The sequence below is a fragment of the Nocardia sp. CDC519 genome (genome assembly GCF_059509835.1).
In genome coordinates this window covers 83,561-103,598 of sequence record NZ_CM183377.1, presented here as the reverse complement: position 1 = coordinate 103,598, position 20,038 = coordinate 83,561, and the positions used below count along the sequence as shown (strand labels likewise).

Annotated in this window: 21 protein-coding genes; 16 read left to right on the top strand and 5 right to left on the bottom strand. The window is 67.7% G+C overall.

What is annotated here, in order from left to right:
- The first annotated feature begins 164 nt into the window (after positions 1 to 164).
- The 9 genes from infA (at position 165) to AC5W7N_RS00460 (ending at position 5,881) form a co-directional block, all read left to right on the top strand.
- Positions 165 to 386 (top strand): translation initiation factor IF-1, encoded by a 222-nt coding sequence (infA, locus tag AC5W7N_RS00500; protein ID WP_003418601.1) that lies wholly within the window; start codon positions 165 to 167, stop codon positions 384 to 386.
- 144 nt (positions 387 to 530) lie between these two features.
- A complete protein-coding gene (gene rpmJ / locus AC5W7N_RS00495; protein ID WP_003938068.1) occupies positions 531 to 644 on the top strand; it encodes a 50S ribosomal protein L36 in 114 nt (37 codons plus the stop codon).
- 215 nt (positions 645 to 859) lie between these two features.
- Positions 860 to 1,231, top strand: a complete 372-nt coding sequence (gene rpsM / locus AC5W7N_RS00490) for a 30S ribosomal protein S13 (RefSeq protein ID WP_014349146.1) — start codon at positions 860 to 862, stop codon at positions 1,229 to 1,231.
- A gap of 9 nt (positions 1,232 to 1,240) precedes the next feature.
- On the top strand, positions 1,241 to 1,654 hold the full coding sequence (gene rpsK / locus AC5W7N_RS00485; RefSeq protein ID WP_014349147.1) for a 30S ribosomal protein S11: 414 nt from the start codon (positions 1,241 to 1,243) through the stop codon (positions 1,652 to 1,654).
- Between the two features lie 22 nt (positions 1,655 to 1,676).
- Entirely contained in the window at positions 1,677 to 2,282 is a 606-nt protein-coding gene (rpsD, locus tag AC5W7N_RS00480; protein WP_036533322.1) for a 30S ribosomal protein S4, read from the top strand.
- 103 nt (positions 2,283 to 2,385) lie between these two features.
- Positions 2,386 to 3,444 (top strand): DNA-directed RNA polymerase subunit alpha, encoded by a 1,059-nt coding sequence (locus tag AC5W7N_RS00475; protein WP_014349149.1) that lies wholly within the window; start codon positions 2,386 to 2,388, stop codon positions 3,442 to 3,444.
- A gap of 46 nt (positions 3,445 to 3,490) precedes the next feature.
- Positions 3,491 to 4,015, top strand: coding sequence for a 50S ribosomal protein L17 (gene rplQ / locus AC5W7N_RS00470; protein WP_163814547.1), 525 nt, complete (start codon positions 3,491 to 3,493; stop codon positions 4,013 to 4,015).
- A gap of 107 nt (positions 4,016 to 4,122) precedes the next feature.
- Positions 4,123 to 4,980 (top strand): tRNA pseudouridine(38-40) synthase TruA, encoded by an 858-nt coding sequence (gene truA, locus AC5W7N_RS00465; protein WP_195020639.1) that lies wholly within the window; start codon positions 4,123 to 4,125, stop codon positions 4,978 to 4,980.
- 70 nt (positions 4,981 to 5,050) lie between these two features.
- Positions 5,051 to 5,881 (top strand): LLM class F420-dependent oxidoreductase, encoded by an 831-nt coding sequence (locus AC5W7N_RS00460; RefSeq protein ID WP_195020640.1) that lies wholly within the window; start codon positions 5,051 to 5,053, stop codon positions 5,879 to 5,881.
- A gap of 33 nt (positions 5,882 to 5,914) precedes the next feature.
- Here the strand turns inward: AC5W7N_RS00460 and AC5W7N_RS00455 are convergent, their stop codons facing one another.
- A complete protein-coding gene (locus tag AC5W7N_RS00455) occupies positions 5,915 to 6,358 on the bottom strand; it encodes an Hsp20/alpha crystallin family protein (RefSeq protein ID WP_163814550.1) in 444 nt (147 codons plus the stop codon).
- 222 nt (positions 6,359 to 6,580) lie between these two features.
- Between AC5W7N_RS00455 and AC5W7N_RS00450 the strand changes: the two genes are divergently transcribed.
- From AC5W7N_RS00450 to AC5W7N_RS00435, 4 genes are all read left to right on the top strand, one after another.
- Positions 6,581 to 7,951 (top strand): MFS transporter, encoded by a 1,371-nt coding sequence (locus tag AC5W7N_RS00450; protein ID WP_495923005.1) that lies wholly within the window; start codon positions 6,581 to 6,583, stop codon positions 7,949 to 7,951.
- 46 nt (positions 7,952 to 7,997) lie between these two features.
- Positions 7,998 to 8,657 carry a response regulator transcription factor gene (locus AC5W7N_RS00445; protein WP_163814552.1) on the top strand — a complete coding sequence of 220 codons (660 nt, stop codon included), beginning with the start codon at positions 7,998 to 8,000 and terminating at the stop codon, positions 8,655 to 8,657.
- 181 nt (positions 8,658 to 8,838) lie between these two features.
- A complete protein-coding gene (locus AC5W7N_RS00440; protein ID WP_490724634.1) occupies positions 8,839 to 10,557 on the top strand; it encodes a sensor histidine kinase in 1,719 nt (572 codons plus the stop codon).
- 109 nt (positions 10,558 to 10,666) lie between these two features.
- On the top strand, positions 10,667 to 11,587 hold the full coding sequence (locus AC5W7N_RS00435) for a TAXI family TRAP transporter solute-binding subunit (RefSeq protein ID WP_195020643.1): 921 nt from the start codon (positions 10,667 to 10,669) through the stop codon (positions 11,585 to 11,587).
- Positions 11,588 to 11,591: 4 nt separating this feature from the next.
- Here the strand turns inward: AC5W7N_RS00435 and AC5W7N_RS00430 are convergent, their stop codons facing one another.
- Complete coding sequence (locus AC5W7N_RS00430; RefSeq protein WP_138446034.1) at positions 11,592 to 11,924, bottom strand: metal-sensitive transcriptional regulator; 333 nt, start codon at positions 11,922 to 11,924, stop codon at positions 11,592 to 11,594.
- Positions 11,925 to 12,069: 145 nt separating this feature from the next.
- Between AC5W7N_RS00430 and AC5W7N_RS00425 the strand changes: the two genes are divergently transcribed.
- Complete coding sequence (locus tag AC5W7N_RS00425; RefSeq protein WP_195020644.1) at positions 12,070 to 12,879, top strand: S-methyl-5'-thioadenosine phosphorylase; 810 nt, start codon at positions 12,070 to 12,072, stop codon at positions 12,877 to 12,879.
- A 23-nt stretch (positions 12,880 to 12,902) separates the two neighbouring features.
- Complete coding sequence (locus AC5W7N_RS00420; protein WP_163814556.1) at positions 12,903 to 13,463, top strand: NADPH-dependent FMN reductase; 561 nt, start codon at positions 12,903 to 12,905, stop codon at positions 13,461 to 13,463.
- Between the two features lie 34 nt (positions 13,464 to 13,497).
- Here AC5W7N_RS00420 and eccE read toward each other — a convergent pair whose 3' ends face one another.
- On the bottom strand, positions 13,498 to 15,141 hold the full coding sequence (eccE, locus tag AC5W7N_RS00415) for a type VII secretion protein EccE (protein WP_163814557.1): 1,644 nt from the start codon (positions 15,139 to 15,141) through the stop codon (positions 13,498 to 13,500).
- A gap of 112 nt (positions 15,142 to 15,253) precedes the next feature.
- Here eccE and eccB point away from each other — a divergent pair, with 112 nt between their 5' ends.
- Complete coding sequence (eccB, locus tag AC5W7N_RS00410) at positions 15,254 to 16,726, top strand: type VII secretion protein EccB (RefSeq protein WP_163814558.1); 1,473 nt, start codon at positions 15,254 to 15,256, stop codon at positions 16,724 to 16,726.
- Positions 16,727 to 17,025: 299 nt separating this feature from the next.
- On the opposite strand, the gene mycP is transcribed toward eccB, so the two are convergent.
- Positions 17,026 to 18,438: a type VII secretion-associated serine protease mycosin gene (gene mycP / locus AC5W7N_RS00405; protein WP_324197394.1), complete on the bottom strand. Its 1,413-nt coding sequence runs from the start codon at positions 18,436 to 18,438 to the stop codon at positions 17,026 to 17,028.
- Positions 18,435 to 19,901, bottom strand: coding sequence for a type VII secretion integral membrane protein EccD (gene eccD / locus AC5W7N_RS00400; protein WP_163814559.1), 1,467 nt, complete (start codon positions 19,899 to 19,901; stop codon positions 18,435 to 18,437). The genes mycP and eccD overlap by 4 nt, the downstream gene beginning before the upstream one ends.
- Between the last annotated feature and the right edge of the window lie 137 nt (positions 19,902 to 20,038).

Below are 20,038 nucleotides of genomic sequence, written 5' to 3'. Positions count from 1 at the left end.
TTTTGCCCGATCGGGCGCCTGCCGGTAAGCTTGAGCGGCGGTGCACCTATGCGCCGACTGTTCGCATGCGACCGGTCCGGGCTCAAGCAGTCCATACCGACCGGTTGCATTCGGGCGGTACCACCAATCAGACCAGGTTGAGCATAACCGGGATCGCGGAGGATATGGCGAAGAAAGACGGGGCCATCGAGGTCGAGGGTCGAGTTGTCGAGCCGCTGCCCAATGCGATGTTCCGGATCGAGCTCGAGAACGGGCACAAGGTTCTCGCGCACATCAGCGGCAAGATGCGGCAGCACTACATCCGCATCCTGCCGGAGGACCGTGTGGTCGTCGAGCTCTCGCCCTACGACCTGTCCCGCGGCCGTATCGTTTATCGCTATAAGTGAGTCGGCGAGCGGTCCCTGCTCGCGATTGGCTGCCCACAAGACTTCCTCGATCCACGGACCGGGGGAAACAGGAATTCCCCAGCCGGCAGGCTGGGGAAAAGCTGTGTTCACAGCACGTGTGAACCACAACAAGATTGGACGGACGTGAAGGTTCAGCCGAGCGTCAAGAAGATCTGCGAGAAGTGCAAGGTGATCCGCCGTAACGGCCGGGTCATGGTGATCTGCGAGAACCTGCGCCACAAGCAGCGTCAGGGCTGACACCAGCCAAGCACCGAACGCGGTTCGGATTGGCACACCAATTGAATGGGCGAGCGCCACTCGCCCGAGAAGAACTCCCAGCTCCAGCCGTGCACTGCGGAATTCGGGTTCACCCCCGAGGTGCATGAGCCAACCCCCGGTACGGAGGCCGGGGCCCCGCCACGACGAGGGGACGGACAGGGAGCAGACCTCCGCAACGATTAAGGAACTGCCACATGGCACGTCTCATGGGCGTCGATCTCCCGCGCGAAAAGCGCATGGAGATCGCACTGACCTACATTTTCGGTATCGGCCGTACCCGCGCCAAGGAAATCCTGGCGGCGACCTCGGTCAGCCCGGATCTGCGGTCGAAGGATCTGACCGACGACGATCTGACCAAGCTGCGCGACTACATCGAAGCCTCGGAGTTCAAGGTCGAAGGTGACCTGCGCCGCGAGGTGCAGGCCGACATTCGTCGCAAGATCGAAATCGGCTGCTACCAGGGCCTGCGTCATCGTCGCCACCTGCCGGTGCGCGGCCAGCGCACCAAGACCAATGCGCGTACGCGCAAGGGTCCGAAGAAGACCGTCGCCGGCAAGAAGAAGTAGGGATAACCGATGCCTCCGAAGTCACGGGCCTCCGGCCCCAAGAAGACCCAGAAGTCGCGTCGCCGGGAAAAGAAGAACGTCCCGCACGGCCACGCGCACATCAAGTCCACGTTCAACAACACGATCGTGTCGATCACCGACCCGTCCGGCAACGTCATCTCCTGGGCGTCCTCCGGCCACGTCGGTTTCAAGGGTTCGCGCAAGTCGACCCCGTTCGCCGCGCAGCTGGCCGCCGAGAACGCGGCCCGCAAGGCGCAGGAGAACGGCGTCAAGAAGGTCGACGTGTTCGTCAAGGGCCCCGGTTCGGGCCGCGAGACCGCGATCCGTTCGCTGCAGGCCGCGGGCCTGGAAGTGGGCACGATCTCCGATGTCACCCCGCAGCCGCACAACGGCTGCCGTCCGCCCAAGCGGCGTCGCGTCTAACGGGAAAGGAAGGTAGACCACAATGGCCCGTTACACCGGACCCGCAACGCGCAAGAGCCGTCGCCTCCGCGTCGACCTGGTCGGCGGCGACCAGGCGTTCGAACGTCGCCCCTACCCGCCCGGCCAGCACGGCCGCGCGCGGATCAAGGAGAGCGAATACCTGCTCCAGCTGCAGGAGAAGCAGAAGGCTCGCTTCTCCTACGGCGTGATGGAGAAGCAGTTCCGCCGGTACTACGAAGAGGCCAACCGCCTCAAGGGCAAGACCGGTGACAACCTGCTTCGCCTGCTCGAAACCCGTCTGGACAACGTCGTGTACCGCGCCGGTCTGGCGCGCACCCGCCGCCAGGCCCGCCAGCTGGTCAGCCACGGCCACTTCCTGGTGAACAACCGGAAGGTGGATGTTCCCTCCTTCCGCGTCACCCAGTACGACATCATCGATGTCAAGGAGAAGTCGCTGAACACGCTGCCGTTCCAGGTGGCGCGCGAGACCGTCGGCGACCGTCCGGTCCCCGGCTGGCTCCAGGTCATCCCTGGCCGCCTGCGCATCCTGGTCCACCAGGAGCCCGAGCGCGCCCAGATCGATGTGCCGCTGCAGGAACAGCTGATCGTCGAGTACTACTCGAAGTAACAGCTGCTCCGCTGCTGGTGCGTGATCGTCCATCCCGGGCGATCACGCACAACCCTTAGACGAGGCGTCAAATAGCGGGCGCCCACAAAGGAGGATGATCCACATGCTGATTTCCCAGCGTCCGACCCTGACCGAAGAGGTCGTGGCGGAGAACCGCTCGAAGTTCACCATCGAACCCCTCGAGCCGGGCTTCGGTTACACCCTCGGCAATTCGCTGCGCCGTACCCTGCTGTCCTCGATCCCGGGGGCCGCGGTGACGAGCATCCGCATCGATGGCGTCCTGCACGAGTTCACCACCGTCCCCGGTGTGAAGGAAGATGTCACCGACATCATCCTGAACCTCAAGGGTCTGGTCGTGTCCTCGGAGGAGGACGAGCCGGTCACCATGTACCTGCGCAAGCAGGGCCCCGGCACCGTCACCGCCGATGACATCGTCCCGCCGTCCGGCGTCGTGGTGCACAACCCGGACATGCACATCGCCACCCTGAACGACAAGGGCAAGCTCGAGATCGAGCTGGTCGTCGAGCGCGGTCGCGGTTACGTCCCGGCAGTGCAGAACAAGGCGTCCGGTGCGGAAATCGGCCGGATCCCGGTGGACTCGATCTACTCCCCGGTGCTCAAGGTGACCTACAAGGTCGAGGCCACCCGTGTCGAGCAGCGCACCGACTTCGACCGGCTCATCCTGGACGTGGAGACCAAGAACTCCATCAGCGCCCGGGACGCGCTCGCCTCGGCGGGCAAGACCCTGGTCGAGCTCTTCGGCCTGGCCCGTGAGCTGAACGTCGAAGCCGAAGGCATCGAGATCGGCCCGTCGCCGGCCGAGGCGGATCACATCGCCTCGTTCGGTCTGCCGATCGAGGATCTGGACCTGACGGTCCGGTCCTACAACTGCCTCAAGCGCGAGGGTGTGCACACCGTCGGCGAGCTGGTCGCACGCACCGAATCGGATCTGCTGGACATCCGTAACTTCGGCCAGAAGTCCATCGACGAGGTCAAGGTCAAGCTGCACGCGCTCGGCCTCTCGCTCAAGGACAGCCCGGCTTCGTTCGACCCCTCCAGCGTGGTGGGTTACGACGCGGCCACCGGCACCTGGTCCGACAGCGGCAACTTCAGCGACAACGACGGCGGCGAGCAGGACTACGCCGAAACCGAACAGCTCTAGGCCGCTGGGGTAGGCGCCCCGGGGTCTTACTCAAGGAGAACCAACAATGCCCAAGCCCAAGAAGGGTGCCCGCTTCGGCGGGTCGGCGTCGCACCAGAAGGCGATCTTCGCCAATCTGGCCACGGCGCTCTTCGAGCACGGTCGGATCACGACCACCGAGGCCAAGGCCAAGGCGCTGCGCCCGTACGCCGAGAAGCTTGTCACCAAGGCGAAGGGCGGCACTCTTGCCGACCGTCGCGAGGTGCTCAAGGTGATCCGCAACAAGGACGTCGTGCACTCGCTCTTCGCCGAGATCGGCCCCTCGTTCGAGGGTCGCGAGGGTGGCTACACCCGCATCATCAAGGCGCTGCCCCGCAAGGGTGACAACGCTCCGATGGCGATCATCGAACTGGTCCGCGGCGAGACCGTGACCAGGGAAGCCGATCGCGCCCGTCGCGTGGCCGCCTCCAAGAAGGCCGAGGCGCCTGCCGCCGAAGCCGCCGAGGACACCGCCGCCGAGGCTGCCGAGGAGAAGACCGAGGCTCCCGAGGCCGAGGCCACCGCGGACGAGAAGGCCGACGACAAGGCGTGAGTCGTGGTCCCGGTTCCCCGGGATGCGCGTGACGCGTTGAATTCGCCGAACGAGCCCGTCTACCCGTTTCGGGTGGGCGGGCTCGTTCACTTTCCGAGGAGGCCGTGGTGAGCGGGCAGGACGCGAACGAGATCCAGGCACCGGAGACCACCCGGTACCGGCTCGACATCAGTTACGACGGGACCGATTTCATCGGCTGGGCCCGTCAGCCCGGGCTGCGCACGGTCCAGGGTGTGCTGGAGGAATCGCTGGGTAAGGTGCTGCGCGAGACCGTCGCGCTGACGGTGGCCGGGCGCACCGACGCGGGTGTGCACGCCGAAGGTCAGGTCGCGCACTTCGATACCGCCGCCGCGATCGATCAGGACAAACTCGTGCATCGCATGGCGCGGTTCCTGCCGAAGGACGTGCGCATCAAGGACATCCGCGTCGCGCCAGCGGAATTCGACGCCCGCTTCTCGGCCATCCGCCGTCACTACGCCTACCGATTGACCACTGCCCGTTACGGCGCCGAACCGCTGCAAGCGCGCGGTGTGGTGCCGTGCCGGCCCGGCCTCGATGTGCATGCCATGCGGGCCGCCTCCCGAAACCTGCTCGGCCTGCACGATTTCGCCGCTTTCTGTCGCCGTCGCGAGGGCGCGACGACGGTGCGTGAACTACAGCGATTCGACTGGGCCAGGGAAGGCGATCTGCTGACGGCCTACGTCAGTGCGGACGCGTTCTGCTGGTCGATGGTGCGCAGTCTGGTCGGTGCGGTGCTCGCGGTGGGTGAGGGGCGCCGCGCTCCCGAATGGACCGCCGAGCTGCTCACCGAGCGCACCCGCTCCAGCGCGGTGACCGTGGCGCCGGCGCATGGTCTCAGCCTCATCGCCGTCGATTACCCGGCCGACGCCGAGCTCGCCGCGCGCAACGCGCAGACCAGGGAGATGCGCACCGTCCCAAGTGAGAGTGGTTGCTGCGGTAGTTGAGTCGGCCGGGTGGCGAGCCCGCGATGTGCCCGTGGAAATAAACTCGGCCGCACCGCAGTTCGCATCGACTATGACTATCGACGGGCTCGGAAAGTTCGGTGTGTGGCGCGGCTACAAGGGCGTCACGCCCGAGGAGGCGAAGGAACTGGAGGGGCTTGGCTACAGCACCCTCTGGCTCGGCGGTTCCCCACCGGCGGCGCTGCCCGGCGTCGAGGAATTGCTGGCCGCCACCGAAACGCTGACCGTGGCCACCAGCATCGTCAATGTCTGGACCGCGCCGGCCGCGGAGGTCGCCGAATCGTTCCACCGGCTCGAGGACCGCTTCCCGAACCGTTTCCTGCTCGGCATCGGCGTAGGCCACCCGGAGTTCAACGATCCATACCGCAAGCCCTTCGACGCACTGGTCGACTACCTCGACGAGCTGGACAAGGCCGGTGTGCCGCGCAGTCGGCGGGCGCTGGCCGCGCTGGGACCGCGGGTGTTGAAGCTGGCCGCCGAACGCACCGCGGGCGCGCTGCCGTACCTGGTCCCGCCGGCGCATACGGCCTTCGCGCGGGAGACCCTCGGGCCCGCCGGGCTGGCCGTCGAGCACAAGTTCGTGCTCGACGAGGACGCCGACCGCGCACGCGAGACCGCCCGCCCGGTCGTGCAGATGTATCTGGGTCTGGGCAATTACGTGCGGAATCTGCGCAAGTTCGGATTCACCGAAGCCGACGTCACCGCGCCCGGCAGCGACGGACTCATCGACGCGCTGGCCGTGCACGGTTCCGCGGATGTGGTGGCCGAGCGGCTTCGCGCCCACTTGGACGCGGGCGCGGACCATCTCGCGGTCCAGCCGCTCGGCCCCGATTACCTGGCCGACCTGCGGGCGCTGGCGCCGGCGCTGATCTCACCGGCCTGATCCGTTGGTCGTCTCAGGTACTCCGGTTCGAGATCAGCTCGATCCGGCCTCGATCGTCTTCGGCCCCGAGCCGCCGCCGGTGATCTCGATCCGGCGCGGCTTGGCGCGTTCGGCGATCGGCAGGGTGACCGAGAGGACCCCGTTGTTGTAGGTGGCGCTGATGTTGTCGGTATCGACGTTGTCGCCGAGGGAAAGCTGCCGCATGTAGGTGCCCGAGAAGCGTTCGGAGGCGATCCACTGGACGCCTTCCTCGCTCGGGGCGGTGCGCTGGGCGCGCAGGGTGAGCGTTCCGTTGTCCACGCTCACATCGACCGATCCGGGATCGACACCGGGCAGGTCGGCGTTGAGCACATAGTGGTCGCCTGCCTTGAACAGATCCATCGGCATGAAACGCGGAGCGCGGCTGGTGCCGGTCGCTTCACCGAGCAGCTGGCGGGCTACAGCATCGATGTCATGGAACGGATCGAACCTCAGCACAGCAATCACCTCCGTTTTCGTTCCCGACGGCGACCGCCACGGCGACGGGCGCCGGAAGCTGTGCACCACTAAAGTTAGCACTCTCGGGTCGAGAGTGCTAGATCCGGTGCGATCGTCCTAAGGGAAAGTTAGGAACCGCCCGCGCGGCTTCCCTTCGGCTTGTGACTGCCGACACAGTGGACTCCGACGGCGCAGAGCCGCGCTGATAAGAGGAGGGTCCAGGTGACAACGACACAGGCCGGTGGTGAACGGCGAGTAGTGGCGAACGTGCTGCGCGGATCGATCGGCAACCTCGTCGAGTGGTACGACTGGTACGTCTACGCCGCGTTCAGCGTCTACTTCGCGAAGGCGTTCTTCCCCGATGGCGATCCCACCGCGCAGCTGCTCTCGACCGCCGCGGTGTTCGCGGTCGGGTTCATCATGCGCCCGATCGGCGGCTGGGCGCTCGGACGCTACGCCGACCGCTTCGGCCGCCGCTCCGCATTGACCCTGTCGGTGACGGTGATGGCCGCCGGTTCGCTGATGATCGCCCTGACCCCCGGCTATCAGACCATCGGCATCGCGGCCCCGGTGATGTTGCTGCTGGCGCGGCTGCTGCAGGGGCTTTCGGTCGGCGGTGAGTACGCCACCAGTGCGACCTTTCTGTCGGAGGTGGCCTCCGCGGGCCGTCGCGGCTTCTACTCCAGCTTCCAGTACGTGACGCTGGTGGCCGGCCAGCTGACCGCGCTCGGCGTGCAGATCGTGTTGCAGCAGCTGCTGACTTCGGAGCAGATGCACAGCTGGGGCTGGCGCATTCCGTTCCTGATCGGTGCCGGTGGCGCCATCGTCGTGATGCTGCTGCGGCGCGGCATGGACGAATCGGAATCGTTCAAGGCGGTGGCCGGAAAGCCGGAGTCGTCCGAACCGGCGGCGAGCAGCTCGCGCGGTTCGTTGCGGGTGCTGCTGCAGTATCCACGCGAATGCCTGCTGGTGGTGGGCCTGACCCTGGGCGGCACCGTGGCGTTCTACACGTACACGACCTACATGCAGAAGTTCATGATCAACACCTCCGGTATCTCCAAGGACACCGTCGCCTGGATCAACTTCGCCGCGCTCCTGGTCTTCGTGGTGCTGCAGCCGCTGGCCGGTGGACTGTCCGACCGGATCGGGCGCCGCAAGCTGCTGATCTTCTTCGGTGTCAGCGGCACGCTGCTGACCGTGCCGATCATGATGGTGCTCGCCCACACGACCAACGCGTTCGCCGCGTTCGGCCTGATGATGACCGCACTGGTCATCATCACCGGCTACACCTCCATCAACGCGATCGTGAAGGCCGAGCTGTTCCCGACCAAGATCCGTGCGCTCGGTGTCGGGCTGCCGTACGCGCTCACCGTCGCGATCTTCGGCGGCACCGCCGAGATGATCGCGCTCGCGTTGAAGAAGGCGGGCCTGGAGTCGCTGTACTTCTTCTACGTGGCCGGATGCATCGCGGTCTCGCTGCTCACCTACTACTTCATGCGCGAGACCTCGGCCGAGTCCACCATCGACGCCGAAGCTGCCGCCGATACCGATTCGGCCCAGCCGGAACCGGAGCTGGCCGCCGTACGTGCCTGACCGTCCGCTGCCCGCGCCGGTCCTGCCGTTATGGGAGGATCGGCGCGTGCGGCTTGCGGTGGTCGAGGACGACGACGGCGTAGGCGATGCCCTGGTGGAGGCGCTCTCGGCGCGCGGCTACCGGGCCGATCGCATGCGCCGCGGCGCCGATCTGCTCATCGCCCACCGCGATTACGACGCCGTGCTGCTCGATCTGGGTCTGCCCGATGCCGACGGCCTGCAGGTGCTGCGCCAGCTGCGGGAGGTGAGCGCGGTGCCGGTGCTCATCCTCACCGCGCGCAGTGATGAACGTTCCATCGTGCGCGGATTGCGCGGCGGCGCCGACGACTATGTAGTGAAGCCGCCGCGGATCGCGGAGTTGATGGCACGGCTGGAAACGGTGATGCGCCGGGCAGCCGCGGTGGCGCAGCAGGAGCGGACCGAGGTGGTGACCGGTGACGTCCGGGTGGACCTGCGCGCTCGGGTGGTCGAGGTGGCCGGCGCCCCGATCCCACTCACCCAGAAGGAGTTCGAGCTGGTCGAAGTGCTGGTGGAGCGGCCGGGTTCGGCGGTGAGCAGGCAGCAGCTGATGGACCGGATCTGGGGTGACGCGTTCGTCGCGGTCTCGCGCTCGCTCGATGTGCACATGACGGGGTTGCGGGCGAAACTGAACCGGCCCGGCCTGATCACCACCATTCGCGGCTACGGGTATCGGTGGGGCGAGTGAGCCAGGCACCGGCCGGTTGCCCGGACACGCCGATGCCGCCGCGATCGGCTCCGCGGGGTTCGGGGTCCGTGTTTCACCGATCGGGGGCACGGCTGATCGGCGCCCTGATGAGGCTCCGGCGGCGTCTGCTCGGCAGCCGGAGCATGGGCCCGTGGACCGGGCCGCTGGGCAGGAGACGGGCATGCGCCGCCGACTGCTGGTAGTGCTCACCGTCTTCGCGGCCATCGCGGTACTGGCCTTCGCGGTGCCGCTGTCCCTGACCGCCGCGACCAGTCGCACCCAGCAGCTGGTGCTCGGCCGCTCAGGCGATGCCGAACGCTTCGCCACCCTCGCCGACGGCGCGAGCTCGGCCGGCGGCGTGCAGGCCCTCGCCGACGAGGTGGGCCGCTACCACGAGCTGTACGGGGAGAACGTGCTGGTGGTGGACGCGCGCGGGGCGCCGATCGTCAATGCCGGGGTCGAGGTGGACGATCCGCGGATCATGGCCGCGGTGGCGGCGGCGCGGCGCAACCAGCGGCCACAGCAGGTGGATCGGCTGACGCCGTGGAGCGATCCGGTCATGCTCATCGCCCGCCCGGTCGGTTCGGGCGTGCAGGTGAACGGTGCGGTGGTGATCGAGGCGTCCACGGCGCAGGCCCGCGCCGCGATCGCGCGGGTGTGGGCGGTGATCGGCCTCGGCGCGGTCGGGGCGATGGTGGTGTTCGTGTTGTTGGCGCTGGTCGTGAGTCGCTGGGTGTTGCGGCCGCTGGCGGCCATGTCGGAGGCTGTCGCCGAACTCACCGCGACGCTGCCGAGGCCACGGCCGGACGTGGCGCACGAGCGCGCACATCGCACCACGCCAGGACTGCGATCGGCCCATCGCGAGGACCGCGCGGCCGCAACGGAGCAGGCCTCCGAACGGCCGGGCGAGCCCGGGCAAACCCCTGACGGTCCGGTCGCGGCGCCTATTACCAGGCGATACGGCGGCCCGCCCGAGGTTCGCGCGCTGGCTGAATCGTTCGATGCCATGGCCGCCGCGGTCGCCGATTCTGCCGACGCGCAACGTCAGCTGGTTGCCGACACCGCGCATGCCATGCGTAACCCATTGGCGGCGCTGACGATTCGACTCGATTCGCTCGAGGCGTCGATCCCCGAACGCGCTTCGGCGACCTTCCGCGGCGCCAGCGCCGAGGTCGACCGACTGACCGCCCTGCTCGACGCCCTGCTCGAGCTGGCGGTGGCCGAGGCGCCGGTGGCCTTCGGCGACGCGGCCTCCGCCGATGAACGGTGCGATGCGAGCCAGGTCGTTGCCGATCGACTCGACTCCTGGTCGCCCGCGTTCGCGGAGGCGGGCATGTCCCTGACCGCCCGGTTTGCCGGCGCCCGGCCGGTCGATACCGACGGCGCGCACGACAGTCGCGCGGGCCGACCCGGTGAGGACCTGCGTACCGCCGGACACACGCTGAGCGGAAACGACGTCGATGCGACACCGGCTGCGGCAGTTCGCCGGGACCGGCACGGAGCAGGCGAGGTGGACGCCGAGCACCCTGACCATGCTGATAGGCGTTCACCGGCCGAAACCGCGATCAGCTCCGCGGCATTGGCGCAGATCCTGGATGTGGCGCTGAGCAATTCGTGTCGATACGCGGGTCCCGGCGCGCACACCATCATCGATGTGCGGGCAGCAGCGGATTGGGTGACCGTGCTGGTCCGGGATGACGGCGCTGGTGTCGATCCGGCCGAGATCGACAAGCTGACCTCGCGGTTCTTCCGTGGTTCGGGTGCGGCGGCGGGCGGCACCGGCCTCGGGCTGTCGATCGCCCGTGCGCTCGCCAAGGCCAGGGGCGGCACCTTGACGGTCGAACCCGTGCAGCCACACGGCCTCGCCGTTGTGGTCCGGCTGCCGGCGGTGACTCGATGAGCGGGCCGGCTGTGTGCAGAGCCCTGGTCTCGACCGCCTTCGAGTCGGCGGAAGCGGCCGGCAACGAAGTCTTCCGGCGGTGCGGCCTGCGGCCGATGGCGGTGCTCCGATGAGCCGGCCGTCGATCTCGCGGCGTCGGGCCCTGGTATTGGCCGGGCTCGCATCCGCAGGTCTCGTCGGCTGCGGAACGAGCGACCGAACTACTGTCCGCCTGGCTTCCGGTGAGGACGGCGGCTTCTACTTCGCCTTCGCCCGCCTGCTCGCCGCGGCGGCGAACAACACCGACGCGATCCGCATCGAACCGGTGGAAACCGCAGGGTCACAACAAAATTTGCGGATGCTCGCCGACGGGCAGGTCGACACCGCACTGGCACTGGCGGATTCGGCGGGCGATAACGGCGGGCGCGTACTCGCGCTCGGCCGGGTGTATGAGAACTATCTCCAACTGGCGGTACGCACGGACGGGCCGATCCGGGAGGTGGCCGATCTGCGGGGGCGGCGGGTCAATCTGGGCGCCGAGGGGTCGGGCGCGGCCGTGACCGGGCCGCGGCTGTTGGCGAGCGCCGGGCTCGATCCCGCGGCAGATGTCATCGTCGAGCACCGCCCGCTGCGCGAAGCCGCTCGAGCGCTCACCGAGGGCACCATCGACGCACTGCTGTGGGCCGGCGGCGTACCGACCGCCGCGCTCACTGTGCCCGACCACATGCGATTGCTGGACCTCGGCGCACTGGCCGAACCCATGCGGGAGCGATACGGTCCCGTCTACGACCTGGTCGCCATCCCCGCCGATGCCTACCCGGGCAGCCCGGCGGTGCACACCATCGGCGTCGCCAACCTGCTGCTGGCCGCCGCGACCCTGCCCGACGACGCTGCCGCCGCCATCGTCGAGCTGCTGGTACGGCATGCCGATCAGCTGGTGCCCGCCGAGGCCGCGGGCACCCAGTTCTTGGACGGGCGGTTCCTCATCGGCACCGGAACCGTCCCGCTACATCCCGGCGCCGCGCGGGTCTACCGGCGCTGGCACGGCTGAGCGATCAGGAACGCACCATGCGCGCGATCGCGTCGGTGGCCTCCTTGATCTTGGCATCGGCTTCCGGGCCGCCCGCCACCGCCGCGTCGACCACGCAGTGGCTGATGTGGTCTTCGAGCAGGCCCATCGCTACCGCCTGCAAGGCCTTGGTCATCGCGGAGACCTGGGTGAGGATATCGATGCAGTATTTTTCTTCTTCGACCATGCGCTGGAGTCCGCGCGCCTGGCCTTCGATGCGACGCAGCCGCTTGAGGTAATCGTCCTTGGCGGTGATGTAGCCGTGGGCGGAATGGTCGTGCGCGGTGTGGTCGTTGTTCTGCGACGGGCTTGGTGTCACCGACTGCCTCCTCGTTGCCCGCCGGGTCGGCGGCCTGGTTCTCAATACCCCCCTAGGGTACACCTCGCGCCGGGAACTGTCAGGTGAGCGCGCGAACAGCCACCTCTCGGCGCCGTCCAGCGGCACGGGCGGCACAATCGTCGCCATGAGCTCGCATGCCCGGCCCGCGATCGCCGTCATCGGCGGTAGCGGCTTCTACGACTTCTTCGATCACGAGGCGGTGGCCGTCGAGGTCGACACGCCCTACGGTGCGCCGAGTGCGCCGGTCGCGATCGGCGAGGTCGAGGGCAGGACCGTCGCATTCCTGCCGCGCCACGGAAAGCGGCACGAATTCTCCCCGCACACCCTGCCCTATCAGGCGAATATGTGGGCGTTGCGGTCGCTGGGGGTACGGCGGATCTTCGCGCCCTGCGCGGTGGGCAGTCTGCGCCCCGACTGGGGGCCGGGCACGGTGGCGGTGCCGGACCAGCTGGTCGACCGCACCTCGGGGCGTCCGCAGACCTTCTTCGACGCAGGCGGAGTACATGTCTCCTTCGCCGACCCGTACTGCGACCACCTGCGTACCGCCGCCATCGGAGCAGCCGGTGATGGCCTGCCGATGCGGGACTCGGGCACCATGGTGGTGGTGCAGGGGCCGCGATTCTCCACCCGCGCCGAGAGCCGCTGGTTCGCCGCCCAGGGCTGGGAACTGGTGAACATGACCGGTCATCCCGAAGCGGTGCTCGCCCGCGAACTGGAAATGTGTTACGCCGCAGTCGCGCTGGTGACCGATCTGGATGCCGGGCTGGAGGAGGGCGACGGCGTGCACGTCACCGACGTCTTCGCCGAGTTCGAAAAGAACATCACCCCGTTCAAGGCGCTGATCCGGCGCGCGATCGGCGCCGTCGACGGCGACGACACCTGCAACCGCTGCCGAGTGCACGCAGGCGTCTCGCTGCCGTTCGAGCTGCCCTGAGCCGAGCGGGTTAGGCTCGCGCCGTGGAAACCCCGTTGCGGCTCGAGGTCATCGTCGCCAGCGTGCGACCGGAACGGTTCGCGCCCGTGGTCGCCGATTGGTTCCTGCGCACCGCACGCGACCGTGCCGAATTCGATGTCGGCGTCATCGACCTCATCGATACTCCGCTGCCCGCCGACCTCACCGAAACGCCCGAGGTGCAGCGGTTCCGGGCCAGGCTCGCCGCCGCCGACGCGTTCGCTGTGGTGACCTCCGAGTACAACCACGGCTACCCCGCCTCCCTGAAAACGGCCCTCGACAGCGCCAAACACGAGTGGCGGGCCAAGCCGATCGGGTTCGTCGCCTACGGCGGTCTGTCGGGCGGGCTGCGTGCGGTGGAGCAGCTGCGTCAGGTGGTTGCCGAGATCCACATGGTGTCGGTGCGCGAGACCGTCAGCTTCCATCAGGCCAAGAAACGATTCGACGCGCAGGGCCAGACGCACGATGGCGCCGCCATCGACGCGGCCGCGCGGATGCTCGGCCAATTGGCTTGGTGGGGAAGGGCTTTGCGGGCCGCTCGGGTATCGGATCCGTATCCGGGGTGATCGGCTCGAAGCGCTTGGAGCCCGACCGAGCGCGCTACTGGTGTGCCATGGCGCGGCGTCCGCGCGGCTGGCCGATGTAGGTGGCCTCGCGCGGGATGGACACCAGCGTCAGATCGACCTGCGCGGTACCGGTGCGCAGCACCACGTGGTTGCCGATCGCACCCGGCTGCTGGATCGACAGATCCGGCTTGGTCGCGGGCCAGCCCATCGGATCGCCGGTCACATAGATGGTGGTGACACCGGCGTGCGGGGCCGGGGCGAGCACACCATCGACCACGGTCGCGGTGAACCCGGCGTCGGACTGGTGGGTTTCCACCGCGATGGTCAGCCGCTCCGGATTACCGATCGTGGTGACCAGGTTCTCCCAGGCGTGCGCACGATCGGTGCGGATCAGGATGCGCTCGCCGACGGCGAGCGCGCGGAACACCAGCTGCTGCGCCAGGTAGAGCTCACCGGCCACGTACACCGTCGAGATACCGGCGCCGATGATGCGGACCGCGACACCGTTGCCCTCGTCGTCGGAGCCGATCAGCTGACCACAGCCCGAGGACGGCAGGTGCAGCGCGCCGATCACGTCGATCGGGTACTCCGACATCGGGACCGTATCGTCCACATCGGGGATGGCGATCGGCAGATGCGCCAGCAGACCGTCACGGTGCCTGCCGTTCATCGACACCATGCCCTCGTGTTTGGTGCGTTCGGGCAGCTCACGCGCCGTCAATCGCCAGGCCGCACCGATATTCACCGAATCGGCGCTGCTACCGGGACGCAACCGCACGGCCACCGTGGTGCCGCGCGAGGGCGCCACCCACAGCTGGGCCAGCAGATCCGAACCCAGCTTCTTCGGGTCCACCGCGCCACCGATATTGACGCTGTTGCCCAGCTCGGCGTAGCGCCACCGCTGGGTCAGGGTGCGCGGGTCGTAACCGGCGGTGATCTGCAGAACGGCCTTGCGGATTTCCGGGGCGGTGAGGATACGGGCATTGCAGTCGGCATCTTCGAGCGCGCGCATGATCCGCTGCGTAGCGATGGTGACCGCACGCGACGCCCCCTCGTTACCGCCGCCGCGCCGTTCGGCCGCGCCGGGGCAGGCCACCGCGTCGAAGCTGATGGCCAGCCACACGGTGCGGTGCGCGGTGGCGGGCAGCGGGCCGAGCAGCGATTCGTAGATCTTGCCCGCGGGTGTGCCCGCGCGGCTGCGGTGACCGTGGCTGATGATGTCGATGCCGCTGAGCAGGATGTCGTGCTGGGTCAGGCACTGCGCCAGCTCGGGCAGTGGCAGCAGATGCGAGGCATGCACGGTGGTGCGGGCGATGCGGGTCAGCCCGCCCTTGGGTGCGAGCACCTCGACGACCGTCACCACGCGGCTGCCATCCCAGTACAGGCCGAGCGAACGTCCGTCGGGGCCGCGGAAGTCGACGGTGTCACCGATCTCGTACTCGCGCTGGACGAGATAGCCGACGCCGGTGCCGATCCAATCCAGCAGCACCCGCCGCCCGACGGGGATCAATGGAACCAAACCTGCCACCACACCGATACCGACCGCGGGCCAGACGCCGAGCCCGGCCAGCAGCGCGATCGCACCCGCGACGAGCCCAACGAATTGCGCGACCATCAGATTGCGCAGCGAGATGCGACCCAGCAGCGGGCGCGGTCCTGCGCCGGCAGGTTCGGCCATCGTCGTCCCCCAAGTACCCGTATCGGCCGCCTCCGGTGTGGCCGAGCTGAACAAGAGTCCCCGGGAACTGTACTGTGTTCCGCGGACGCGAGCACTGTTCGGGGGAGGAATCATGCCTTCAAAACCCACTACGCGCTGGCAGGTGAGCGGGTACCGCTTCCTGGTGCGCCGGATGGAGCACGCCTTGGTGCGCCGGGACGTGCGAATGCTGCACGACCCCATGCGCTCCCAGTCGCGTGCCTATGCCGCCGGGCTCATTCTCGGCATCGTCGTGCTCGCCGGCTGCGGTGTACTGGCCCTGCTACGCCCGCAGGACAAAATCGGCGACAACAAGATCCTGATCGGCAAGGAATCGGGTGCGGTGTACGTCGTTCTCAACGACGTCGTCCATCCCGCGCTGAATCTGGCCTCGGCGCGTCTGGCCGCCGGCGATGCGCCCAAGGCCGTCATCGTCAAGGAATCAGAGCTCGGTAAGAAGGCCCGCGGGCCGCTGATCGGCATCCCCGGTGCGCCCGGCGTACTGAACTTCGACAAGGACGGCAAGGGCCGGGCCTGGTCGGTATGCGACTCCATGAAGATGGACGGCGGCCGCGATCTCACCACCTCGGTGCTGGCCGGCGATCCCGAACTGGGGGAGAAGGCCTCGGTCATGGGCGCGGACAAGGCGTTGCTCGTGCAGGGCGACGACGCCACCTACCTGGTGTACGACCGCAAACGTGCCCGCGTGGACATGACCGACCGCGCCGTCACCGACGCACTGAACATCACCGGGCTGACCCCGCGCCCGATCAGCGAGGGCCTGCTGAACGCGATTCCCGAAGTGCTGGAGATCAAGCCGCCGCAGATCGTGGACCCTGGTGGCATGCCGGACAAGCCGATCGGAGATTTCCGCATCGGCACCGTCGTCCAGGTCTCCACCGCCGACGAGGCCGAGAACTATGTGGTCCTGCGCGACGGCCTGCAGCGGATCTCGCCGCTGACCGCCGACATCATCCGCAATTCCAACCCGCAGCCCACCGGCGACACCACCATCAACCAGACCGTGCGCACCAGGGCAGACGTCTCCAACGCCCTGCGGGTGGACGACTACCCGGTCACCGCACCGTCGATCGTCGAAGCCAAGGACCAGCCGGTGAGCTGCCTGTCCTGGAAGCCGATCACCACGGCCACCGAGGATTCCGGCAACCGCGCCGAACTGTCGGTGATCACCGGCGTCACCCTGCCGATGTCGGAGAAGGCCAAACTGGTGCCGCTGGCCCAGGCCGACGGCTCCGGCCCCAACGCCGACTCCGCCTACATCCCACCGGGTTCGGGCGCCTACGTCCAGACCACCGGCATCGAACCCGACAGCCGCCGCAAGGACTCCCTGTTCTACGTGGCCGACACCGGCGTCCGCTACGGCATCAAGAACGCCGACGCCGTCAAGGCCCTCGGCCTCGGCGAAAACCCCGAGCCCGCCCCATGGCCCATCGTCGGCCTACTCGCCAACGGCCCGAGCCTCGGCCGCGAAGAGGCGATGGTTGCGCACGACGGCGTGGCGCCGGACCCGTCACCGGCGCAACAGCCGGTCGCAGCCGGGAAGTGAGGTCCTGCGGCCGCCAGATCCGGCGGCCGCAGTTCTCCGCCCGAAACGAGCAGCAAGAGCGACTGTCAGGCCGAGGCAAACAGGAGGACCGCCGAAAACCGGGAACGGAACAAGGAATCCACTGCTCCTGGCGTCTACTACTACTGTGAGCCCTGGGAAACTGTGCAGCGAAAGACGTGGGCGCTGTTCTACAGGCACTAGAACCCACAGTCGGCGGGTGCCGACTCGTTGACGACAAATGATGCGGCCCGCCGAATCGGCGGGCCGCATCATTGTGGTCGAGCAGTGTCGGCGGTTGCTCAGTCCTCGCGAACTCCGAATCGGCGGCGGATGGGGAAGGACGCCAGGTAGCCGAGAATCAGTCCACTACTGATGATTCCGGTACCGATCAACGCGACATTGCGTGCGAGGTTGTCCGGCGGTGGTGGGGCTTCGGGCACAGGGAGCTGTACGTTTTGGGCGGGGCTCGGCTGTTTCGCCTGCAAGGGGGTTTCCGGAACCTCGTTGGTGAGTGCGGCGACCGGATCGACCGCGCCGTAACCGATGTAAGGGTTCCAGCCTTCGGCGGGAGCATGAGCAGTAGCCTTCAGGCGCTTCATAACGTCCTGAGCGCTGAGCTCGGGGAAGCGTTGGCGAACCAGTGCAACGACGCCGGAAACGTAAGGGGCCGCGAAACTGGTGCCCTGGAGGCTGCTGACTTTGCCTTGTTCGCCCTTCCCCGTGATGGTGCCGCCGCTGGTCGGATCCAGCCCGACGACCCCCTCACCAGGAGCAGCGATATCGACCCATGGGCCCGGCACCGTGAAGTCCGACGGCTGGCCATTCGGCCCGATGGAACCGACGGTCAAGACGTAATCGTCGAAGCGCGCCGGGGTGACGTTCGTGGTCAGCTTGTCCCAGAGGTCGGCCGAGGGATCGAGCGGGGAGACGTCCGGATTTCCGGCCTGGCACTTCGAAGTCTGATCCATATTGCCGGCGGCAGCGACCACTACGACGTTCTTTTCCACAGTCGCGTAACGCAACGCGGCGCCCAGCGCTTCATCCGGAAGCTGGTATGAGCCGGGCACACAGCTGACCAAAGAGATGTTGATGACCGATGCACCACGGTCGGCTGCCCGTCGTACGGCCGAGGCCAATGCGTTGATGTTTCCGTATCCGGGCAGGTCTTCCGGGCGTTCCTCGCGGGAGCGACCTTTGATCGTGAACTTATCGCTGGTCTGCCGAATCGACATGATTCGGGCATCGGGCGCGACGCCGGAGAACCCTTGATCGGGAACCCTTGTCGCCGCGATCAGTCCGGCGACGATCGTGCCGTGCACATCGCAGTCATTGAGGCCGTCGCCACCGGCCTGCACGTAGTCTCCACCGGGGATCAGGCCCGGTAGACGTGGGTGTGGCGAGACGCCGGTATCGATGACGGCGACGAGCTGTCCCTCCCCGGTCGCGAACTTCCAAGCGTGCGGCAGGTCCAGCGCCCGTTGCGGTTGTGGGATCGTCGGTCCATCGCCGCCACGCTGAATGTCGGCGCAGGCGACGTTCGGCTTGGGCTCCGTCGGATCCGGCGGCACCGCAGGATCACCCGCCGGCAACTTCCCCATATCGATCGGCGGTGGCCGATCCGCATACGCAACGCCCTGGCCGAGACTCAAACCGAACGACGCGCTGAAACCCAGCGTCAGGGCGGCGGCCGTGACGCGGAGGCGCCCGTTCACAGCCCGCGAACGAGGGAGTAGAGCGAGGCCACCCAGAAGACCAGGGGCAGCACGGCTGCGACGAACGCGTATTCGAGCAGTTCGACGGCGCGGCGCATCGGCGGTGTCGCCGATTGGTTGGGGATGATGATGCCGAGGATCAGCGCGGCGATCAGCATGACCATCGCGGCACCGAACACCGCAAGTGGCAGTTCGGCGACGAAGCTCATGCCGATCAGCATGATCAGCACGATCGCCGCACCGCCCGCGATCAGCACGACGGCCTGTTCGGCGCCTGCGTAGGTGCGGCTGCGGAACATCAGCACCACGGCGCACACCAGCGCCAGCGCGATGCCCTGCCAGTAGTAACCCTCGCCGGTGGGATCGGTCGCTGCCAGCGCTCCGATCGCGGTGACCAGCGTGGTCGCCGAGACCAGACCGCTCAGATACATGCGGGCGCGTTCGGATTTGGCGCGCAGCACTTCCATCGTCGGCAGCGCCCGGTGATCGTCCGGGTCGTCCTCGGTCGGGTCGATCGGGGTGCCGGGGGAGGGCACCGGAGGCAGCGGCAACTTCGACAGCAGCATCGAAACCCGCGGCGCCAGCGACAATCCGGCGAGGCCGAGGGCGGCGGCGACCGCGCCGATCGCGCGCACCGGCTGGTCGGTCAGCAATCCGACCAGCGCGGCGGGGACCGCGTAGATCGCGAGCGCGCTCGCGCCGATGAACAAACCGAGCCCGACGCCGGTGACGCGCCACGCCAGGATCGCGGTCGCCCCGAGTAGCACCGAACCGAGCAGGAAGTTCGCCCAGCCATAGTGGTCGGGGACGATGAGCATGCCCGAGGTGAACGCCGTCGGCAGCGCGCAACCGCCGAGCACGAGCGCGGTGGCGGTATCGCCGTACATCCGGCTCAGCACCATGCCGGCGACCACGAGCAGGATCGTCACGCCGAGCGCGATGGAGCCGGTGATCCAGCCCGCCATGGCATCGGGGGCGGCGAGCAGGCCGACACATCCGGCGAGCATGGTGAAGGCGGCGAGAATCGAGCCGGTGATACGTGCGGTTTTGGGCGTCCAACCCTTGAAATGGTCGGCGTCGGCGATCGCGACGTTGTACATGATGTCGTCGAACAGTGGTGTGGGCGCGGTGTGTGCCGCGCTCTCCAACATCAGCAGCTCGCCGTCGCGGACGCCGTGCTCACCCAGGCTCAACGAGTTGGAGAACGGTGGGTGACCGATGCGCGCGAGCACCCACTCGGCCGGTTCGAAGCGTTCACCCTCATTGTCGAAATCATTGGTGCGGCTGTGCTGGGCGACCATGTCGACGACACTCGGAATCACCAGAGCGACCGGGACATCCACCGGGATGGCCATGTCCACCTGGGTATGTTTGGCCAGAATGGTAACCCTGGTCAGGTCCGGTGCGCGGACGATGCCGCGTGAGGATTCCTCCTCGATGTGGTCAAGTCGCGCGTGCGTCAAGGCTCCCCCAACTCGGTCGCTACCTCGTGTTTTCCGCACTCCGCCGGCCCGAGCGGAGCTTGCGAACCCATGGGTCCGGGCAGCAGAATGCTGGTCGAACTGTACGACATGTCGGCGGTTGCCTCTACACTGAGGCC